This window comes from Chitinophaga sp. SVR4-12A, assembly GCF_056754765.1.
Window position 1 is genome coordinate 2,623,854 of record NZ_JBPGWP010000001.1, and the last position, 18,649, is coordinate 2,642,502.

At 50.6% G+C, this 18,649-nt stretch carries 22 protein-coding genes; all 22 read right to left on the reverse strand.

Annotation, left to right across the window (positions count from 1 at the left end):
• Positions 1-68: 68 nt before the first annotated feature.
• The 22 genes from ACR9Y8_RS10670 to ACR9Y8_RS10775 all read right to left on the reverse strand — a co-directional run bounded on the left by ACR9Y8_RS10670 (position 69) and on the right by ACR9Y8_RS10775 (position 18,643).
• Positions 69-410, reverse strand: coding sequence for an ApeI family dehydratase (locus tag ACR9Y8_RS10670; protein WP_481213246.1), 342 nt, complete (start codon positions 408-410; stop codon positions 69-71).
• A gap of 26 nt (positions 411-436) precedes the next feature.
• The gene (lolB2, locus tag ACR9Y8_RS10675) at positions 437-1,069 is read right to left on the reverse strand and encodes a flexirubin biosynthesis protein LolB2 (RefSeq protein WP_481213247.1); all 633 of its coding nucleotides are present in this window, start codon (positions 1,067-1,069) and stop codon (positions 437-439) included.
• The gene (lolA2, locus tag ACR9Y8_RS10680; RefSeq protein ID WP_481213248.1) at positions 1,047-1,679 is read right to left on the reverse strand and encodes a flexirubin biosynthesis/transport protein LolA2; all 633 of its coding nucleotides are present in this window, start codon (positions 1,677-1,679) and stop codon (positions 1,047-1,049) included. The genes lolB2 and lolA2 overlap by 23 nt, the downstream gene beginning before the upstream one ends.
• Positions 1,672-2,445 (reverse strand): polysaccharide deacetylase family protein, encoded by a 774-nt coding sequence (locus ACR9Y8_RS10685; protein ID WP_481213249.1) that lies wholly within the window; start codon positions 2,443-2,445, stop codon positions 1,672-1,674. Before ACR9Y8_RS10685 ends, lolA2 begins: the two co-directional genes overlap by 8 nt.
• 6 nt (positions 2,446-2,451) lie before the next feature.
• A complete protein-coding gene (locus tag ACR9Y8_RS10690; protein ID WP_481213250.1) occupies positions 2,452-3,513 on the reverse strand; it encodes a beta-ketoacyl synthase N-terminal-like domain-containing protein in 1,062 nt (353 codons plus the stop codon).
• Positions 3,514-3,621: 108 nt separating this feature from the next.
• Positions 3,622-4,827: a beta-ketoacyl-[acyl-carrier-protein] synthase family protein gene (locus ACR9Y8_RS10695; RefSeq protein ID WP_481213251.1), complete on the reverse strand. Its 1,206-nt coding sequence runs from the start codon at positions 4,825-4,827 to the stop codon at positions 3,622-3,624.
• A gap of 2 nt (positions 4,828-4,829) precedes the next feature.
• On the reverse strand, positions 4,830-5,087 hold the full coding sequence (locus ACR9Y8_RS10700) for a phosphopantetheine-binding protein (RefSeq protein WP_481213252.1): 258 nt from the start codon (positions 5,085-5,087) through the stop codon (positions 4,830-4,832).
• Between the two features lie 18 nt (positions 5,088-5,105).
• Complete coding sequence (locus tag ACR9Y8_RS10705; protein WP_481213253.1) at positions 5,106-5,723, reverse strand: hypothetical protein; 618 nt, start codon at positions 5,721-5,723, stop codon at positions 5,106-5,108.
• Complete coding sequence (locus ACR9Y8_RS10710; RefSeq protein ID WP_481213254.1) at positions 5,716-6,969, reverse strand: NAD(P)/FAD-dependent oxidoreductase; 1,254 nt, start codon at positions 6,967-6,969, stop codon at positions 5,716-5,718. Before ACR9Y8_RS10710 ends, ACR9Y8_RS10705 begins: the two co-directional genes overlap by 8 nt.
• Before the next feature lie 15 nt (positions 6,970-6,984).
• A complete protein-coding gene (locus tag ACR9Y8_RS10715) occupies positions 6,985-8,052 on the reverse strand; it encodes a methyltransferase (RefSeq protein WP_481213255.1) in 1,068 nt (355 codons plus the stop codon).
• A gap of 82 nt (positions 8,053-8,134) precedes the next feature.
• Complete coding sequence (locus ACR9Y8_RS10720) at positions 8,135-9,268, reverse strand: beta-ketoacyl-[acyl-carrier-protein] synthase family protein (protein WP_481213256.1); 1,134 nt, start codon at positions 9,266-9,268, stop codon at positions 8,135-8,137.
• A gap of 77 nt (positions 9,269-9,345) precedes the next feature.
• Positions 9,346-9,765 carry an acyl-CoA thioesterase gene (locus ACR9Y8_RS10725; protein WP_481213257.1) on the reverse strand — a complete coding sequence of 140 codons (420 nt, stop codon included), beginning with the start codon at positions 9,763-9,765 and terminating at the stop codon, positions 9,346-9,348.
• 3 nt (positions 9,766-9,768) lie between these two features.
• Positions 9,769-10,410 carry a hypothetical protein gene (locus ACR9Y8_RS10730; RefSeq protein WP_481213258.1) on the reverse strand — a complete coding sequence of 214 codons (642 nt, stop codon included), beginning with the start codon at positions 10,408-10,410 and terminating at the stop codon, positions 9,769-9,771.
• A gap of 37 nt (positions 10,411-10,447) precedes the next feature.
• Positions 10,448-10,867, reverse strand: a complete 420-nt coding sequence (locus ACR9Y8_RS10735) for a hotdog family protein (RefSeq protein WP_481213259.1) — start codon at positions 10,865-10,867, stop codon at positions 10,448-10,450.
• Positions 10,868-10,869: 2 nt separating this feature from the next.
• Entirely contained in the window at positions 10,870-11,781 is a 912-nt protein-coding gene (locus ACR9Y8_RS10740; RefSeq protein ID WP_481213260.1) for an LpxL/LpxP family acyltransferase, read from the reverse strand.
• On the reverse strand, positions 11,781-12,038 hold the full coding sequence (locus tag ACR9Y8_RS10745) for an acyl carrier protein (RefSeq protein ID WP_481213261.1): 258 nt from the start codon (positions 12,036-12,038) through the stop codon (positions 11,781-11,783). The genes ACR9Y8_RS10740 and ACR9Y8_RS10745 overlap by 1 nt, the downstream gene beginning before the upstream one ends.
• A gap of 163 nt (positions 12,039-12,201) precedes the next feature.
• Positions 12,202-13,428 (reverse strand): beta-ketoacyl-[acyl-carrier-protein] synthase family protein, encoded by a 1,227-nt coding sequence (locus tag ACR9Y8_RS10750; RefSeq protein WP_481213262.1) that lies wholly within the window; start codon positions 13,426-13,428, stop codon positions 12,202-12,204.
• 83 nt (positions 13,429-13,511) lie between these two features.
• The gene (flxB, locus tag ACR9Y8_RS10755; protein WP_481213263.1) at positions 13,512-14,240 is read right to left on the reverse strand and encodes a flexirubin biosynthesis SDR family reductase FlxB; all 729 of its coding nucleotides are present in this window, start codon (positions 14,238-14,240) and stop codon (positions 13,512-13,514) included.
• Positions 14,241-14,329: 89 nt separating this feature from the next.
• Positions 14,330-15,865: a flexirubin biosynthesis tyrosine ammonia-lyase FlxA gene (gene flxA / locus ACR9Y8_RS10760; protein WP_481213264.1), complete on the reverse strand. Its 1,536-nt coding sequence runs from the start codon at positions 15,863-15,865 to the stop codon at positions 14,330-14,332.
• A gap of 145 nt (positions 15,866-16,010) precedes the next feature.
• On the reverse strand, positions 16,011-17,306 hold the full coding sequence (locus tag ACR9Y8_RS10765; RefSeq protein WP_481213265.1) for a hemolysin family protein: 1,296 nt from the start codon (positions 17,304-17,306) through the stop codon (positions 16,011-16,013).
• A 24-nt stretch (positions 17,307-17,330) separates the two neighbouring features.
• Entirely contained in the window at positions 17,331-18,068 is a 738-nt protein-coding gene (locus ACR9Y8_RS10770) for a ZIP family metal transporter (protein ID WP_481213266.1), read from the reverse strand.
• Positions 18,065-18,643 carry a phosphatase PAP2 family protein gene (locus tag ACR9Y8_RS10775; protein ID WP_481213267.1) on the reverse strand — a complete coding sequence of 193 codons (579 nt, stop codon included), beginning with the start codon at positions 18,641-18,643 and terminating at the stop codon, positions 18,065-18,067. The genes ACR9Y8_RS10770 and ACR9Y8_RS10775 overlap by 4 nt, the downstream gene beginning before the upstream one ends.
• Positions 18,644-18,649: the final 6 nt, after the last annotated feature.

Genomic DNA, 18,649 nt, shown 5'->3' on the forward strand with positions numbered 1-18,649 from the left:
TGTGGTAGTTATCAGTTGTCAGTTGTTAGTTGTCAGTTCAATCACTGTCAACTAACAACTGACAACTGTCAACCTAATTTAAACGTTCCCTGAAATTTCATGAACACCGTGGTTTCACTTTTAATAACAGCACTGGTTTTTACCGTACCATCCTCCTGCAATGTGTACTGCAGCTCAGTACTTACCTGCGGCTGTACCACCGGGTTGATCATTGCCAGAAATTTCATATTGGCTGCCTTCTGCAACAGCACCTTGCGCTGCAGGCCTTTTTCCAGCAGCTCCTGTATGGTTTGCATCATGCACACGCCCGGCACTACCGGCTGCCCGGGAAAATGCCCTTCAAAGATGGGGTGGTCGGCATTCAGCGCCAGTAAAGCAGCAAAGCTTTGTGCCGTCTGCTGCGTTTCCAAGATCGTATAAAAGTTTCCTGCCAGCATTATTTTTCTACGCGTTGTAATGAGATGTTAAATTTAAAATTCTGGTGCTGTATCCGGATGGTATCCGGCACCCCTTCACGGTAGCTGTACATCCAGGCTTTCACCACCGGCTTACGCCTTGATGATTTTTCCATTCGCTGCAGCCGGGTGCATGCCGTATCAGTTATGTAATAGTTATTGCCTTTGGGTGTTGGAATGGCCACATAGCGGTATTGGCTATCACGCAATACCCTGGCCTGCTGCAGATCTGGGCGCATCAATACCAGCTCAAAATCTTTCTGCAGGGCTTTTACCACGGGCTTCTTGTCCATCTTCGGCATCATGTAATGCTTCACAAAACCATTGTCCTTTGTAAATTCAAAATCGAAGAACTTAAAGCCCATTTCGTTGGCGAATACTACCCGCAAACTGCTGTCAGGCATCTGCTTAAAAAAGAGCAGCCCGCTCAGGTGATGGTTCAGCACATCTACCTGCGTACTGTATAATGTGTTGCTGAACTGCGGCCTGAACTGCTGTATACAGGCAGGATCACCGCCCTCCACACGCTGCAGCCCCTTGTAAACAGACGTACAGCTGCTTAAGCAGCAAGCTGCTGCTGCCAGCAGTATCTTATTTAGCCGTGAATACCGCATCCGCTACAGGTACATTCAATTGTTTATGTAAAAAACTGATGGTCGTATTATCTCCGCCGTTCTCCTGCATGATGATCTGCGACACGGAATAATCCTTCCTGTCCACCATCAGCTGAATGGCCTTAAAATACTGCTGTAATGCTTTGGATACCGGCGTCAGCTCCAGGCGGTAATACTGCGCATTCTCCAGCACCTTTGATGTAAAATCAGGATTGTTCAGCACATTGCCCTGCACACAATCCACCGTAATACGGTTGATCTGCTCAAACAATTTGTTACCCCTGGCAGATACTTTGTTTTGTTTCTGCCCATCGCGGGTAATGATCTCCCTGCCGTTCATGATCATCAGGTAATAAGAAGGCGTCTGGTATTCCATACGCACCTTGTTCTCTTTCCTGAACCAGAATTTTCCTTTGGAAACGATCTTGTCAGACAGCATGCTCAGCTCTTTCTCCTGCACAAAATCAGCCTGTATGGATTGTGTGGCCTGTGAGGCTTTGGCAAACTGCTCCCTGAAAGCAGCTGCATCGGCCACCGGTTTAAAGCCACCGGTTTGTGCATATCCGTTCAGTGCGCAAAAAAAGCAGCACAATAAGATCCATCTACACATAAGCAGGTACATTTAATATTTTATCGATCCGCGCAATCGCATATCCTTTACTGCGGATAGCTGCGATCAGCGCAGGTAATATCTTTACCGTAATTTCCATACTGTCATGCAGCAGGATGATGCTGCCCGGCTGCAGCTTGCTGATAATGCGGTGCAGCAGCTCTTCTTCCTTTTTTGCCACCGTATCCAGCGAACGGATGTTCCAGCCCAACGGAAAATAACCGCCCCTTCCCACTGCTTTGCGCAGGTTAGGATTGGTTACGCCATAAGGCGGACGAAAGAAATGCGGCCGCAGGCCCGTGGCATTTTCTACCAGGGTATCTGTAAGGCGCAGCTCCTCCAGCATCTGCCCGGCGCCAAAAAGGTCAAACCAGAAATGATGCGAGTAACTGTGATTGCCGATCAGGTGTCCCTCTGCATGTATACGCTTCAGCAGCTCCTCATTTGCTTCTATATTTTTGCCGATACAGAAGAATGCGGCAGGCACATGTTCCTCCTCCAATATATCCAACACCTGGGGCGTGAAGTAAGTTTGCGGCCCATCATCGAAAGTAAGCGCCACCACTTTCTCAGCAGTGTTCACTCTACAGGTAACAGGTAAATAAAAGCCGGCAGTAATGCTCATGGATCCCCATACCAGTATGGATGTATAGCCCATTAGCAGCAATGCAAATATCCACCAGGGCAAGGGCTCCCACAGGTTATGCAATACCAGCAGCAGTGCCAGCAATACAAAGGTGATGATATTTGTTGCGCGGTATAGCATGAACGCTTATATGGCATTTAACAGTATGAATGAATAATGTGTGCCCTGGTATCCGTTGCAGATCAGCACTTTCCTGATCCTGGCAGGTGCTGTCCCACTAAATAATACGCCCTGCGGCGCCTGCTGCAGCTGCAGTATCCGTGCTGCCATCCAGGTAGCAAAGGCCGATGCAGTAGGATACTCTCCGCTCAGATGCTTAAAGCCCGCCACGGCCGTTTGCGGGAAGAGGGCCTGCGTGATCGCTTCGTAAACGCTGTCTTCATCCAGATCTCCGTTACGCCCCATGATGAGCAGGTCAATATCTTCTGGACTGCAGGCATGTGCAGACAGGAACAGCTGCAGCGCACCCGTGATCTCCGGTAAATCAGCTGGCCTGTAGAGTGTTGTCAGCCCTGTGAGCTGTGCCACCGTATGCGACGCCAATTCGGCGCCCAATGTAAAAAATGCTGCGCCCTCTCCGGCAATAGTGCCTTTGGTTGCGCTTTGCAGAAGGGCGGTATTGCGCACAGGCTCCTGTTTATATAAACCAAAGCGCGATAAGATGGCATGACTATGATCCGTGATCTCATCTACCCCGCCAATCAGTATATGTTGCACAGCGCCTTCCCGCAGGATCATGATACTATCCAGCAAGGCGCTTTCAAAAGAAAAAGCTTTATGTACAAAAGTATTATTATAAGCATGGCAGCCCAGCAGTAATGCGATCTGTCCGCCCACGGTGTTGTGCGTGGATTGGATAAACGCCGTTGGCGTCAGCATTTCTTCCTGCTGGTGGATCATCTTGGAGAGAAAAACACCTGTATCATCCAGGCAGCCGTAGGCAGTACCGGTGATGATCGCATCCGGCAGGGTTACGGCAGCTTCCTGTAGGCTTAACCTCGCGGCAGCTACGCCCATCTTTACCACACGGCCCATACGGCGTATCAGCTTCGGGTCTATCCACTGCCTGTAATCCGGCTCCATCGCTTTCAGACGACGATTTTCATACTCCCTGATATCCGCCAGGAAAGGGCCGTCTGTCGTTTGTTGCGGTGATACACAACCCATACCCTGGATGTAAATATTCATGCTTTGTTATAATTAATAATTAATAGTGAACAATTAATAATCGTAAGGCTTGTATGCCGTCAGGACACTTGTTTTGCATATTATTAATTATTAATTCTTCATTATTAATTAATTGGCCTCTGAAAATACCAGGCTGGAGCAGTTACCGCCAAACCCGAAGGAATTGGACATCACATGTGGTATCCGGTTGCCGCTCGAAAAAGCGGTGGCAGGCACCAGGGGACATTCCTTCATGGGGGTAGTAAAATGTGCATTGGGATAGATGATGCCCTCCTGCACCGCCAGCGCGGCAAATACCGCTTCTATACCACCGCTGGCGCCCAGCGTATGACCGGTAAATGATTTGGTAGAGCTCATGGCCGGATAATGCGGCGCAAATAAACGCTGTACGGCTTTGCCTTCTGCGTCGTCATTATTCTGTGTACCGGTTCCATGCAGGTTAATATAGGCGATATCTTGCGGCTGCAGCCCGCTCATTTCCAGCGCGCCTTTCATAGCCAGGTAATTGCCCGTACCATCAGGCGATGAGGCGGTTTGATGATAAGCATCGTTGGCATTGGCGTAACCGCTTAAACGGCACCAGGGCCCTTTGGGTAAGGTGGCGGCGATAGCCTCGCTCACCAGCACTACATAACCCGCGCCTTCTCCCAGGTTCAGCCCTGTACGGGTATCGTCAAAGGGACGACAGGCTGCGGGGTCCAGTATCATCAGGGTGTTAAAGCCATTGAGCGTAAAACGCGTCAGCGCATCCGTGCCGCCTGCGATCACCACATCCACCACGTTGTTGCGGATCAGTCTTGATCCGTACATCAGTGCATTGGCGCCCGAAGAACAGGCGGTGCTGATAGTAGACACATGATGACGGATGCCCATGGCATCAGCCACCAGCTCTGTAACGCTGCCGCATTCATGGTGCACTACCTGCTGTAAGCGCCCGCCTGATGGCGGATGCTGCAGGTACGACGCAAAAAAATCTTCCGTCTTGTCCATCCCGCCAACGGTATTGGCAGAAACAAAACCTACTCTGTATTGCCCGCGGGCGCCCAGTCCAGTGGATGCCCAGGCCTCATCCACCGCTATTTTGCTCAGCAAAGCCGTTCTGCTGATGTGCTCCGGCATTCGTGCCCTGGCAGCCAGGCTGGCATTATCTTCCTTTACTTCTGCCACCGGCAGTACGCCGCGATGTATGGAACGCAGGTATTGCATACCCTGCATGCCGGGCTGCATATGGGCAAAAGCCTCCAGGCAGGCCTGCAGGTTAGCCCCTATACCACAGATAACGCCGCCACCGGCAATCCATACATTCCCCCTCATTACTACTGTTTTTGATGCGTAGTGATGAATTCTGCCATAGAACGCACAGAGTAGAAGATCTCAGGCCCCTGCTCCGGGTTGGCAATACGGATGTGATAATGTTGCTGTAACAACACGATCAGCTCCAGCGCGTCAATAGAGTCAAGGCCCAGCCCTTCCTTGAACAACGGCTGGTCATTCCCTATATCTTCCGGTTTTACTTCCTGCAGGTTCAGCTGCTCTACGATCTGCGCTTTCAGATCGGCCATCAATTTTTCCATATAATTATTAATAACACTTTATTGGTATAAGCGCTTCACATTTTCTGCTGTGAAGGCTAAAGCCTCTTCCGCTTCCTTTCTCTCCACCATGTACAACACGGCTTCATACTGCTGATCCATCACTTCTATCCAGCCGCAAATGCAGGCGGTAGCAGCGCCGGTATCCAGCAAGAGCTGCGCGTAGGAAACCACCTGTTCTGCATCGAAACGCTCGCTGATAAAAAAGGCATGCTCGCCTTTAAAACCATGACGGATGCAGATTTCCCCGATCACGATATTAGGCAGCGTATACACAAACAGCGCCGGACTTGGAATATCCTTTACTGAATGGTAATACCGCAGATCCGTATCCAGGGAAGCGCTGCGGTTGCTCAGCACCAGGGCCACCTGCTCAGGCAGATGGTCCTCTGCAGACGATGCACGCAGCAAAACCTCTGCCGCCAGCCATCCCAGCTTACAGAGGTTATCCATTTTATGGAACTTGGGATATTGCCCGGCAAGGCGGTCGTAGCCGTTGCGCAGGAATTCCTGCAGCGAAGCTGCGGGCTCGTCCTGCCACAACAATGCGCCGTTGCAGTATACCTGCTGGCTGCGGATCACACAATGACCGGTAATATATGCGGTTCCTTTACTCAATATTGCCTTCCTTTATTTTTTCAGTCAGCTCAATGGTCCGGGCCAGGCGTTTCAGCGCCGTATCGTGGTTGGCTACAAAAGGATTGCTCATATCCCAAACATAACCTGCCAGTACGGAGCAGATCTGCTGCTTCACTTTCGGGTCCGGATCAGGTTTGAAGAAGATAGTGTCCAGCGTACCTTCATACCAGGCCATCACATAAGAGCGGAAAGTATTTACGCCCTGCATGGTAGGCTCCATGTATTCTTTCTCCCAGTCCACGTTTTCTCCCTTCAGCTTGCGGATCACCAGTTTGGCGGCCGTTTGGCTGGATACACAGGCCAAAGTTACGCCGGATGAAAAGATCGGGTCCAGGAATTCGGTCACGTTGCCGGTAAGCACAAAGCCATCGCCATAAAATTTATCTGTAGTGGCCGACCAGGATTGCAGCACACGGGGCTCAAATACCAGCTCCACATCCCTGAAGCGCTCCCTGGTAAAGGGCTCTGCCTCCAGCAAGGCACGGTATTGCTGCTCCTCCGTGCCCGGATATTGTGCAAAGAATTCCGGGTCGCCTACAAAACCTACGGAGGTCACGCCGGTAGAAAACGGGATGATCCAGATCCATACGCCTTTCTTATGCGTTACCGCGGTGATACGGTTGGGCTCGTCGGCCATGGAACGGCGAACATCATGTGTATGTGCAAACAGCGCTCTTCGCGGCTGCAGGTTCGAAGATTTCTCCAGGTTGAACAGGCGGGGTATTACCCTGCCATAACCGCTGCCATCTACAATGAAGCGGGCCTGTATCTCCTGTTGATTGCCGTTAATATCTTCTACGGTAGTAACACTCTCCTGTCCGTTAAAACGTATGTTCGTTACAGTGGTTTCATATGCAATGGGAATGCCCATGCTTTCACAGGTATCTGCCAGGGCTTTATCAAAATCTGCACGGGTCACCTGCCAGGTCCAGGTCCAGCCGGCGGTGTACTGTTCTTTAAAGGTAAAGTCGCACACGGCATTGCCTTTTACGAACTTGGCGCCAAACTTCTCCTGGAAGCCTTTAGCTTTGATGGCATCAATGAAGCCTGCCTCTTGCAGGGCTTCCATACTGCGGGGCAACAAACTTTCGCCGATCACAAAACGGGGAAACTTTTGCTTCTCCACGATCTTCACTTTAAACCCGGCCTTGTGAATGATAGATGCGGCCACAGTGCCAGCAGGACCTGCGCCGATAACGAGTACATCCACTTGTTCTGTTTTCATTTGTGCTCTTTTATATTATGCTTTTACGCATTTCAGTAATGTATAATTCAGTCCCATCTGGTTGTTCTCTTCCACTATCTGCAAACCTGCATTATGTATGCACTGGAAGAACTCGTCTGTATGGTACATCTGGCTGTTACCATTGGCCATCGCCGTAAAGTACAGCGAGGTTTGCTGCAGACAGAATGCCGCCGATTTAAACATCTGGCGGTTCCAGAAGGGCTCCAGTATATAAATAGCGCCATGCTCAGTGAGCGCTTCGCGGCAACGTTTCAGGATAGATTCTATCTCCGGCTCTGAAAAGCAATCCAGGAACTGGCTCATCCAGATCACGTCAAAACCTTTCGGGAAAGGCAGGCTTTCGTCCAGGATATTCGCTTCGTGGAAAGATACCCTGTCTGCAACACCCGCTTCTTTTACCCTGCGCTGTGCAATGGCGATCTCACCAGGCAGGTCAAACATCGTCACCTTTACTTCCGGGTCATGCGCCGTACAGGCCAGGGTCCATTTACCGGTATTGCCGCCGATATCCAGCAGGGTGCGCGGCTTGCTGCTGAACACAGCGGCCAGCGCCTGTGGAAAGGCCAGGTCTGAATAGTAATGATCAAAATCAAACCAGGTCTTGCCTACTTCAGGCGGCAGCACCGGGAGGCCGGGGTAGATGGTTTCCCAGGGGCCGAGCTCCTGCAGACCTGCGGGACGACCTTCACGCAGGCTGTCCTGCAGGTGGTACATGCCCTTATAGCAAATGCCCTGTACAAAGTCCATATTGATACGGGTCAGTGTATCATGCTCAATAAAGTAACCGGTTTTGGTAAGCGAATAACGCTTCTCATTCACCACCAGCAATTCCATGCCCAGCCCTGCTTCCACCAATACCCTGATCGCGTAGCGGGAAAGCTTCACTTCCTGCAGGATCTCATCGATGGTCATTCCTTTGGTGCCGCTTTTGCTGATCAGCTTCAGGATGCCAAAGTCGCGCAGCGCCCTGGCTGCCTGGAAGGCCACCGGCGCAAATGCCAGCTGTAAGGCAGCTTCCTTTGCCTGCAATGCTGTTTTCGTTTCTTTACTGAAAAATTCCATAAATATCTTTAGCCCGAATTTGTTGAAAATAAAAGCTGCAAGCTACAAGCCACAAGCTGTAAGCGCTTGTAGCTTGCAGCTCTCAGCTTGTAGCTTTTCTTAAAGAAAACACCACGGCCGCATTACATCCCCCGAAACCGGATACGGTTTTCAGGTAATGCTGCATGGGCCGTTGTTCCAATACCTTTATTACATTCACCGGCATGCTTACGCCCAGCTGTGCAAAGCCCAGGGTAGGTATTACTACCTGCTGCTGCAATGCGCGTATGCCGATAATAGCCTCTATCAATCCGGCTGCGCCAAGGGTATGCCCGTAATAGCCTTTAAGGCTGTTCACCGGCGTATCCTGCAAACCTGCCAGGTGCAGGGCTTTGGCCTCCATCTCGTCGTTATAGAGGGTAGCGGTGCCGTGTGCGGATACAAAGCCAATATCTTCAGGTGTAAGGCCACTGTTCAGCATCGCCAGTCGCATGGCCATTCCCAGCTCTGCGCCGGTACGTGAAGGGCCTGAAATATGGTTGGCGTCGTTGCTCACAGATCCCGCTTTGACCACCACAGCGTCGGCCGCTGCGAGCTCCGCGCTGTTGCTGAGGATCACCGTACCAGCGCCTTCGCCCAGCGTTACGCCTTTGCGGTCTGCATCAAACGGACGGCAAGGCTCGGGGCTCACCGCCTGGAAAGACTGAAAACCCGACAGTACAAACTGCGTCACCACATCTGCGCCCGTCACCACAGCATGGTCATACTGCCCGGAAGCGATCAGGCGCTGTGCAGTTAAGATGGCCAGCAGGCCTGATATACAGGCATTGCTGATCACCAGCGGCGTGCCCGGATGATGGAAATGATCCGCTACCTTACGGGCGGTCACCATCAGTTCCATCTGCTCCGTCACCTGCGGATGATCTCCTTGCTGTTCCAGCAGCTCGATATTGCCTTTGGTGGTGGAAACGAGAAAAGCTGTACGTGATGAAGTAATATCTATACCGCTTAGGGACAATGCATCACTGACAGACGAGATCAGCAAATGTTCAAACTTCGTAAATCCTGCCGCTGGTTCCGGTGAGAACATAGATGCATAGAAAGGCGCAGGCGATAGCAATGGATCGTTATGCAGGCGTATACCACTGCTGCCGCCGCTAACAACAGCAAAGTTGGCTGCTGCCGTAGGGCCCAGTGGCGATACAATATTATCCGCTATAACATACACATTACTCATAGTAAACAAAAGTCGTTAGTCGTAAGTCATCGGTCATAAGTTCACTAACGACTTACGACTAAGCACTTACGACTTATTTATAACAATCCCATTTGTTCCTTCCACGCCCTGAAAAAAGGAGGGATCGTCAGTTGCAGGCTGGAAGTTTCCGTATCCAGGAAAACCTGCAATGAATAACCGTCCGCAACCAGCTCACCAGTGGCGGCGTTATACAGGGTGTATTCAAACCTGATCTTGGCGGCGGGAGTGTCCACATATTTTGTTTCCACTATCACGCGGTCGCCGTAACGGAGCGAGCGCTTATAATTGCATTCTACTTTAACGATAGGTACCGTATACCCTTCCTTGAAAATATCCAGGTAGCGCAGGCCGTATTTCTCGCCGAAAGCTTCCCTTCCATCCTCAAAGTACCGTACATAGTGCCCGTGCCACACGATCCCCAGCGGATCTGCCTCGTTGAACTTCACCAGTATATTTGCCCGCTCAGTTAATTCCATGATCTATGCTTTGCGCACCTCCGGTTCAGATGCTGCCTTTTTTTTCCATTCGTTGTACTTACCCTTCCTGATATCCTTCAGCACTTCGTATATAGTGTGCACCCAATAGTTACGGAAGCCAAAACCACCGGCTTTGCCTTCCATCTTTTCTGTCAGCAATACTTTTTTGCTGCCCATGTCTATCAATGTTACATATACGTTGGCCGCCTCTTCCGCCTTGCTCATGCCGTCCATCACGAACAGCAGGCCAACGCCTTTCTTGCCGCCGAAATCATATCCTTTCACCAGCTTGTCAATGTCTGTAGTTTTCAGCCTGCTGAAGTCGGCAGTGTTGCCGGACTTAATATTATCCAGGTTGATAGCGGCATTGCGCTTCTTCACCGCGTCCAGGTCGGAATTGATCTCCGTATGGAAAGCAGCTGCGAGGTCATACTTCTTGGGCTCTGCAATGATCACATTGTTGATACCGGGATAGAACCGGTCGCGTATATCATTGGCGTCGGTCACCGCTTCGCCGATCACTCTTGCCTGTGTGAAATCCACGCCCAGGTAGGTAAGCGGCGTGCTGTTAGTAAAAAATTCTTTCAGGGTTTGTGCCTGGCTGTTAACAACAATGAACAAGGATGCTAACAGTAATAAACTCATTTTTCTCTGCCTGTTAAATGATTTCATAGCTTAGCAATTAGGGGTTTATAAATATTTTCATTTCGCATTGCGCGATCAGTTTACCATCCAGCATTACCTGGCCGGTAACCATGGTAGCATTGAACACCTGTTGTCCTATTTCAGCAACGGTTTCTATGAATGCGCCTACAGGCGGCAATTCAAAGATCTCCAGGTCTTTTACAGCGCCGATATAGCCCACAGAGATCGGCTTGCTCTCCTGGGAGGCCAGCCATCCCGCCCTGGCGGCGGCCGTCTGCGCGATGTTCTCCATCAGGCCGGGTGGAGTCAGCACACCATCCTGCACAAAAATATTGTCCGGGCTGATATGTAAGCCCGAACGCACCGTCTTGCCTTCTGCAGCCAGGATCCCGCTGATCATTACGATGGGGGTCCTTTGCGGAATGAATGCCGTAATATCGTCTGTGTGTATGAACATCTCTAACTCTTTGTAGCTTGCATTTGTCCCGTTTCTGTTATCTCCCAGAAGTCATAGTAATTAAACCACTGCTCCGGGTACAGCCGCACTTTTTCCTCCAGGGCGCTTACAAATTCCGCCACGGCTTCCTGTACACCCTGGTTCCTGCGCCCGTGATATGCACGCGGCGGGGTAGCATACAGGTGGTAGTGCGTGGCGGTTTCCTTGAAGGCGAACACCAGCGATACCGGTACCCTGAAGGTGGCGGCCAGTAGAAAAGGCCCTGCAGGAAATAACGCTTCTTCGCCCATAAAACGCATCTTCACCGTCTTATTGCCTTCCATGAACCGGTCTGCATGCATACATACCAGCTCATTGTTGCTCAGCGCGTCGTTGATAGCGTAAATGTGCGATAAATCGTCCTTAATTACAATAACATTTACATTCCGTTCGCCCGTAACGCCCTCCAGGTAGCTTTTGATACGCTGGTGCTCTCCATCGAACATCACGATATTGATACGGGTCTGCAACCGTTTGAACAGGTGCCCGGCTACTTCCCAGTTACCCAGGTGGGCGCTCAGCATAATCCCCCCCTTACCAGCTGCCACCAGCTCCCGTAAATGATGTTCGCCCTCAAACTGGAAAGTGAATTGATTGGGGAGGCTGGCCATCACCACTATCTTGTCTATCAGCGTTTGCCCGAATACGTAATAGTTCCGGTATACGCCCATCAGCGAACGGCGAAGGTTATATCCTATCTTTTTATGAAAGTAATGGAAGATGGGCCTGGAAGAGCTATAGGAGAAAAGAAAATAATACCCTGCCACAAACCTTAGCAATACATAGGCAGGCCTTACTCCTCCGTAACGCAACAATGCGATGAAAATGCGGTATCCCAGCTTGTTACCCTTGGATTTCCCCTGCCACGATGGCATTATACCAACTCTTTTTGTTTAATACGATGGGCTACATAATCGTAAAAATCCTGGAAAGTGACGATGCTCTGAAAATCTTCCGGGTTTACTTTAAATCCGAAATTATTCTCTATCACTACAACCAGGTCGATGTAATCCAGGCTGTCCAGTTCAAGGGTTGACTTTAAATTCGCCTCAGGCGAAATTTTAGCGGGGTCTGCTTCAAACTCCTCCACCAAAAACGCATTCGTTGTTTGTATGATCGCTTTAATGTCCATAGTTCGTGTAACTCCTTCCAGTATAGGTTAAGGTTGATTAAAAAATAATTAAAAATGTGAACAGTTCTGGCCTTCCCAATTGTTTCTATGGTAAATCGGCTCCAAAGTTAATAATATATTATAAGTTATTGCACAACGCTTAAGCAACGGGGTTAATATTCAGTTATTTCCCTTCCCACCTGCGGACAATCAGGGAAGAATTTGTCCCGCCAAACCCAAAAGAATTAGACAAAAATATATTAAAATCTTTATTAATGGTACTTCCGGCTATATTTAATTTGGCCGAGTCCTCATCGGGGTGCTCCAGGTTAATATTCGGGGCAATGAAGCTGTTCTGCATCATCAGCATGGAGTATACGATCTCGCTGGCTCCGGCCATCCAGCACTCATGGCCTGTCATCGACTTGGTAGAGCTGATATAGGGCCTGGATGCGCCAAACACCTCATAAAGGGCTTTGGCTTCACTGGCATCGCCCGCCGGGGTTGAAGTAGCATGGGCGTTGATGTAGGGGATATCTTTCGGCTCCAGGCCTGCATCTTTCAGGGCAATCTGCAGCGACCTTACCGGGCCTTCCACCGTGGGGTTGGAAATATGCGCACCATTGGAAGAGAAGCCGTAACCCAGCACTTCGCCCAGGATGGTGGCGCCCCTGCGCTGGGCAGATTCCAGGCTTTCCAGGATCACGGTGGCAGCGCCCCCGCTGGGCACCAGCCCGTCGCGGTCGCGGTCAAAGGGACGGGAAGCTTTCGCCGGATCCTCTTCCCGTACAGAGAAAGTAGCGATACCGTCAAAATTGCCCATGGCGTACATGTTGATCTCCTGGGCGCCTCCGCAGATCACACAATCCTGCATACCATTCTTGATGAACATATAGCCCAGGCCAATGGCGTGCGAGCCGCTGGCGCAGGCCGCGCTCACGCTGAAGTTAATGCCCTTCAGCTTGAAGATGGTGGCCAGGTTCATATTTACGGTAGAGTTCATGGTCTGGAACACAGAACCAGAGCCTACCAGCATCGTATCTTTCTTCTCGCGTATGATATCCATGGATTCTACCACCGGTTTGGCCGTGCTGTCGTTGCCAAACAGGATGCCCACTTCCGTACGATCAATATAATCCGCGTCTATCCCTGATTGGGCCAGGGCCTCACGGGTACTCATATATGCAAACTCTGCCTGCTCGGGCATGGTGAGGCGCGCCCTGCGGTCCAGCAGGCCTTTCAGATCCGGCCTTTGTACATAACCGGTCAGGGCGGAACGATAGCCGAACGCCTTCCTTTCCGGGTCCACAATGATACCGGACTTTCCGTGGTACAGCGAATCCTTTACTTCCTCCAGGTTCTTACCAATACAGGAATAGATCCCCATACCTGTTATCACTACGCGAGACATATGCTTAGCTATTAGCTTTTTGCTTTTAGCTACTAGCAGTAGCCATTGCTAAAAGCTAACGGCTAACAGCTAACAGCTGTTAATTACGTGTATAATCCCCCATTCACAGACAGCACCTCACCCGTTACATACGATGACGCCTTGGATGCAAAGAAGCCCACCGCATCTGCCACTTCCTCTGCCGTGCCGAAACGGTTCATCGGCACCATAGTGGCCAGCTCCTTTTCATTCAGCTCAGCGGTCATGTCTGTTTTTATATAGCCCGGCGCCACGGCATTCACCGTTACGCCTCTTTTAGCTACTTCCTGGGCCAGGGCCTTGGTAGCACCGATAATACCCGCCTTGGCAGCCGAATAGTTCGTCTGCCCGGGCAAACCTTTGATACCTGATAATGAAACGATATTGATGATCCGGCCGTAACGCTTCAGCAGCATGCCGTTCAGCACCTGCTTGGTTACATAGAAGAAGCCGTTCAAACTGGTATTCAGTACGTTATGCCATTGGTTGCTGTTCATCCAGAACAGGAGGTTATCTTCCCGTATACCTGCATTATTCACCAGCACTTCCACCTGCTTGTCTTTATTGCTTTCCAGCCAGGTCCCCAGTACGCGCTGCACATCCGTTTCGCTGCCTACATCAAATTGCAGCAGCTCTCCGTTGCCGCCTGCCGCACGCACCCCATCCAGGGTTTCCTGTGCAGCCGCAGCATTGCCTTTATAGTTGATGATCACATAATAGCCCATGGCAGCCATCTTCAAACATATCGCCCGTCCAATTCCTCTTGACCCGCCGGTTACTAAAGCACAATTCATATAATTCAGGTTGCGTAACAATTCAAATAACAGCTGCTGGCCGTTAGCTTTTAGCATTTAGCTAGTACCTAATAGCTAGCGGCTAACAGCTAAACTTCCACCGGCACTTGTTCCACCAGGTATTCCTTGATCTTCTGCAGGTCCTTATACTTGGGGCTGTCTTCGATAAATTTAGGGAAAATAGCCCTTACTTCCCGGTAGATACGCTGTGAGAAACTGGAAAGCCTGTCCTGGCAATTCAGGTAATCCACTGCCTGCAGCATGGTCATTACCTGTATAGACAGCACTTCGAAAGTATTCTCTATCACCCGGTTCGCCATCAGGGCGGCGTTGCAGCCCATGCTCACAATATCCTGGTTATCATTGTTGTTAGGGATACTGTGCACATACATCGGGAAGGAAAGGGTCTGGTTCTCTGCCACGGTAGAGGTAGCGGTGAACTGTACGCCCTGCATCCCGAAATTGAAGCCCAGCTTACCCAGGTTCATAAAGGGCGGGAACTTGTGGTTCAGCTTATCGTTCATCAGGTAGTTCAGCTGCCTTTCAGAAAGCATGCTTAAACGGGTGATGGCAATCTTCAGCTTGTCCATCTCCAGGGAGATATAGTCGCCATGGAAGTTACCGCCATGAAACACGTTCCTGTGATGATGGTCCACCACGGGATTATCGCTCACGGAATTCAGCTCCTGCGTTACCACTTTCTCTGCATGCTGCAGGGTATCATACACAGGGCCCAGGATCTGCGGCACGCAGCGCAGGGAGTAGTACTCCTGCACCTTGTCTTTAAAGATCTCTTCTTCCAGCTCTTTATAAAGGTGGTCCGGACGGTGCCGCACCATTTTGCTGTCTTTCAGGATGTCGCGCATCACTTCCGCGACGCGGTTCTGGCCTGCATGCTTTTTCACGATATTCAGCTCGTAGGACAGGTGATCGTCAAATGCCTCCACTATTTCATTGATCATGGAAGACAGGATGCAGCTCCAGCCCAGCAGCTTTTTGGCTTCGATGAGGTTCACCAGGCCTGCGCCCGTCATGGCTGAAGTACCGTTGATCACGGCCAGGCCCTCCCGGATATGCACTTTCATGGGTTGCAGGCCCAATTTGGCAAATACTTCCGCAGTAGGCTGGATCTTATCTTCATACAGCACCTCTCCTTCCCCTATCAGCACCAGCGCCAGGTGGGCCAGCTGTACCAGGTCGCCGCTGGCGCCTACGCCGCCGTGCTCAAACACACAGGGATATACGTCTTTATTGATCAGGTCCTTCAGCAGGAGCACCACTTCCGGATGCACACCCGAATGCGCCTGCATAAAGCTGTTCAAACGGGCGATCATCAGGCCTTTGGTCAGCAGCGGCGCCAGGCATTTCCCCGCGCCGGAGCTGTGGCTCCTGATCAGGTTGTACTGCAGTTGCAGTGTATCCGCTTCCGGTATCCGGTATTGGGCCATCGGGCCAAAACCTGTATTGATACCATAGATCAGTTTTTTGGCAGAGAATTGCTGCAGGAACAGGAAATTATCCCGTACCTGCTGTAAAGCCCCTTCTTCCAGCTCCAGCTTTTCGTGCCCGAACAGCACACGGTATACTTCATCTAAGGAAAGCGCCTTACTTCCTACTAGGATCATTATCTTAAATTAAATTAAATTAATTGTTATATGTAAAAACGCACAAAGGTAATAAAAAAGTTGTCAGTTGTTAGTTGTCAGCGGTCAGTATTTGCTGCGAAGACATTCGTTTGCTCACTGACAACTGTCAACTGATAACTGACAACTATTCTTCCTCCTCTCTCGGTTCAGGCGTCGTTACCAGCACTTTGTCGATGCGGTGAACATCCATGTCAACAATCTCAAAGGTAAATCCTCTCCATTCAAATTTCTCACCTGTTTGGGGGATATGCTCCAGGTGGTGCAGGATAAAGCCTGCCAGGGTGTCGAATTCCTGCTCGAATTCGGCCATCCAGTCTGCTTTATCAAATTCACTGAGAAAATCATAGAAAGGTATCTGTGCGTCTACCAGGTAGCTGCCATCGTCCCGCTTCACCATTTCATAGTCTTCGGGCTGGCCGGTTTCAGGCATATCGCCCACAATCGCCTCCAGGATGTCGTTCAGGGTGATCATCCCCAGGAAAGTGCCATATTCATCCACGATGAAGGCGGCATGCACCTGGGTTTCCTTGAACTTTTCCAGCACCTGGTAAGCGGTATTGTTCTCCGGCACAAACAGGGGTTTACGAATGAGCGACTTCAGCGAAAAATTGTTGCCGGCCGCCGCGGCATACAGATCTTTAATAGATATGATGCCCTTGATACTGTCTATCTGGCCTTCACACACCGGGTAAACGGAGTGCAGGCTGTTATTGATCTTACGTTTGGAGGTCTCCACCGGTTCCGTGATGTCCAGCCATACAATGTCGGTACGGTGGGTCATCAGGGAGGTGATATTACGGTCGCCCAGGTGGAACACCCGTTCGATGATCTCCTGCTCCGTTTCTTCGATGGCTCCCGAGGTAGTGCCTTCGTTGATAATGGCCTTGATCTCCTCTTCCGTTACCTGCTGGTCGGAGGTCTTGAGCTTGAAGACCTTCACGATCACGTTGGTAGAGGCGCTCAGTAACCAGATGAACGGAAAGGTAAGGCGCGACACGGTGGTCATAGGCTGCGCCATGGTCTTTGCGATAGACTCCGGCCGTGCCAGTCCGATGCGTTTAGGTACCAGCTCGCCCAGTACCAGTGAAAAGTAAGTGATAACGATCACGATCACGCCGGTAGCAATACCGCTGCTGTACGGACGGAATGTTTCGATCTGGCTGATATATGCCATCAGGTCAGACTTCAGGTTCTCGCCGGAGTAGATACCGGTCAGAATACCTATCAGTGTAATCCCTATTTGAACGGTGGAAAGGAATTTATCCGGGTTGTTGGCCAGTTTTAGTGCTGCCTTTGCTTGTTCATCGCCTTTGTTGGCCTGATGCTCTAACCTGACCTTACGTGCGGAAACCATGGCAATCTCTGACATTGAGAAAACTCCATTCAGTAGGATCAGGATGAGGATAATGACGACTTCCATGATATAAAGGCTAAAAATAAAAAATTATTCAAATATTAAAGTAAGAAATGCCAAAACAATCCCTGCGGCAAATGCAAGTATTTTATGCCTGCTCAATTCATGGTGCCGGGTGCCGCTTTCATAGAAGATAGTAGTGGAAATATGTAAAAATGCGCCGATTACCAGCGCGGTAAGGTATACCAGTGATGCGGTTACCATGGTGGATTGGTTGCCCAGCAAGCCTGCCAGCACCGCCGCCAGGGGCGTTACCAGTGAGAACAGCGCCAGGATCCGCCATAAAGCCGCCCGCGGCTGGTGCGCATGCGTCATTACCGTGATCAACGTCAGGGCTTCCGGCACTTTATGCGCCGCAATGCCCAATGCCAGGGAAGGCAGGGCCGAGTGATCCTCAAACCGCAGTCCCAGCGGGATACCCTCCATAAAAGCATGGATAGACAATCCTGCCAGCAGCGGTGTAACGGGTATATGGTGATGATGACCCTGGGTAGGCGGTAAATGCGTATGGCCATGCTCCATGCCATGCGACAGCTGTTGCAGGAATACCTGCAGGAAAAAGCCCAATACAATATATATGCCTGCAGCATGCCCCAGTTCATGGTACACTTCAGGCAGCAGGTGCATGATAGTGATCCCGAAAAGAAAAGCGCCGGTAAAGGCCAGGAGGTATATAGGTAAATTGGGATGCAGGCGCTTAACGGTCATAGGAATGACCCCGCCGCCAATTGTAGCTGCCAATATTAATATCAAATAGCTCCAGTTCATGTTGTTGTTGCTGCTTCCAGTCTGATACGGCGTTGAAAAAATCCGCCGCCTAACAAGCCTATCAAAATGCCCAGCAGCGCCCCGCCCGCAATATCCAGGGGATAATGCACACCCACATACACCTGCGCATAGCCAATGGCAATGGCCCAGATGAAGAACAGCCACACGAAGCGCCGAAAAGCCGGTTTTAAAGTTATGAAACAAAATGTACCCAGCGCAAAATGATTAGCCGCATGGTTAGAGGTAAAACTGCCGCTGCCAGGGCAGTAAGATACCAGCACCCGTACAAACTGGCTCAATAGCGGGTCGCGGCAGGGCCTGACCCGTCCCACGGTATCTTTCAGGAAACTGCTGGTCTGGTCGGCAATCCCAAAGCATACAATAAAGCACACAATCCAGAAAAAACCCTTCCATTTGTAATTGATGGTCACAAACAGCGCCAGGAACAGGTACAGTGGCGCCCACAGATAAGGCTCCCTTAACCAGGGCATCACAGCGTCAAACCAGGAGTTCGCCCACTGATTATTAATACGGAAAAACATTCTCAGATCCAAACGTAGCAGCCAGTCCAGCATATTAGT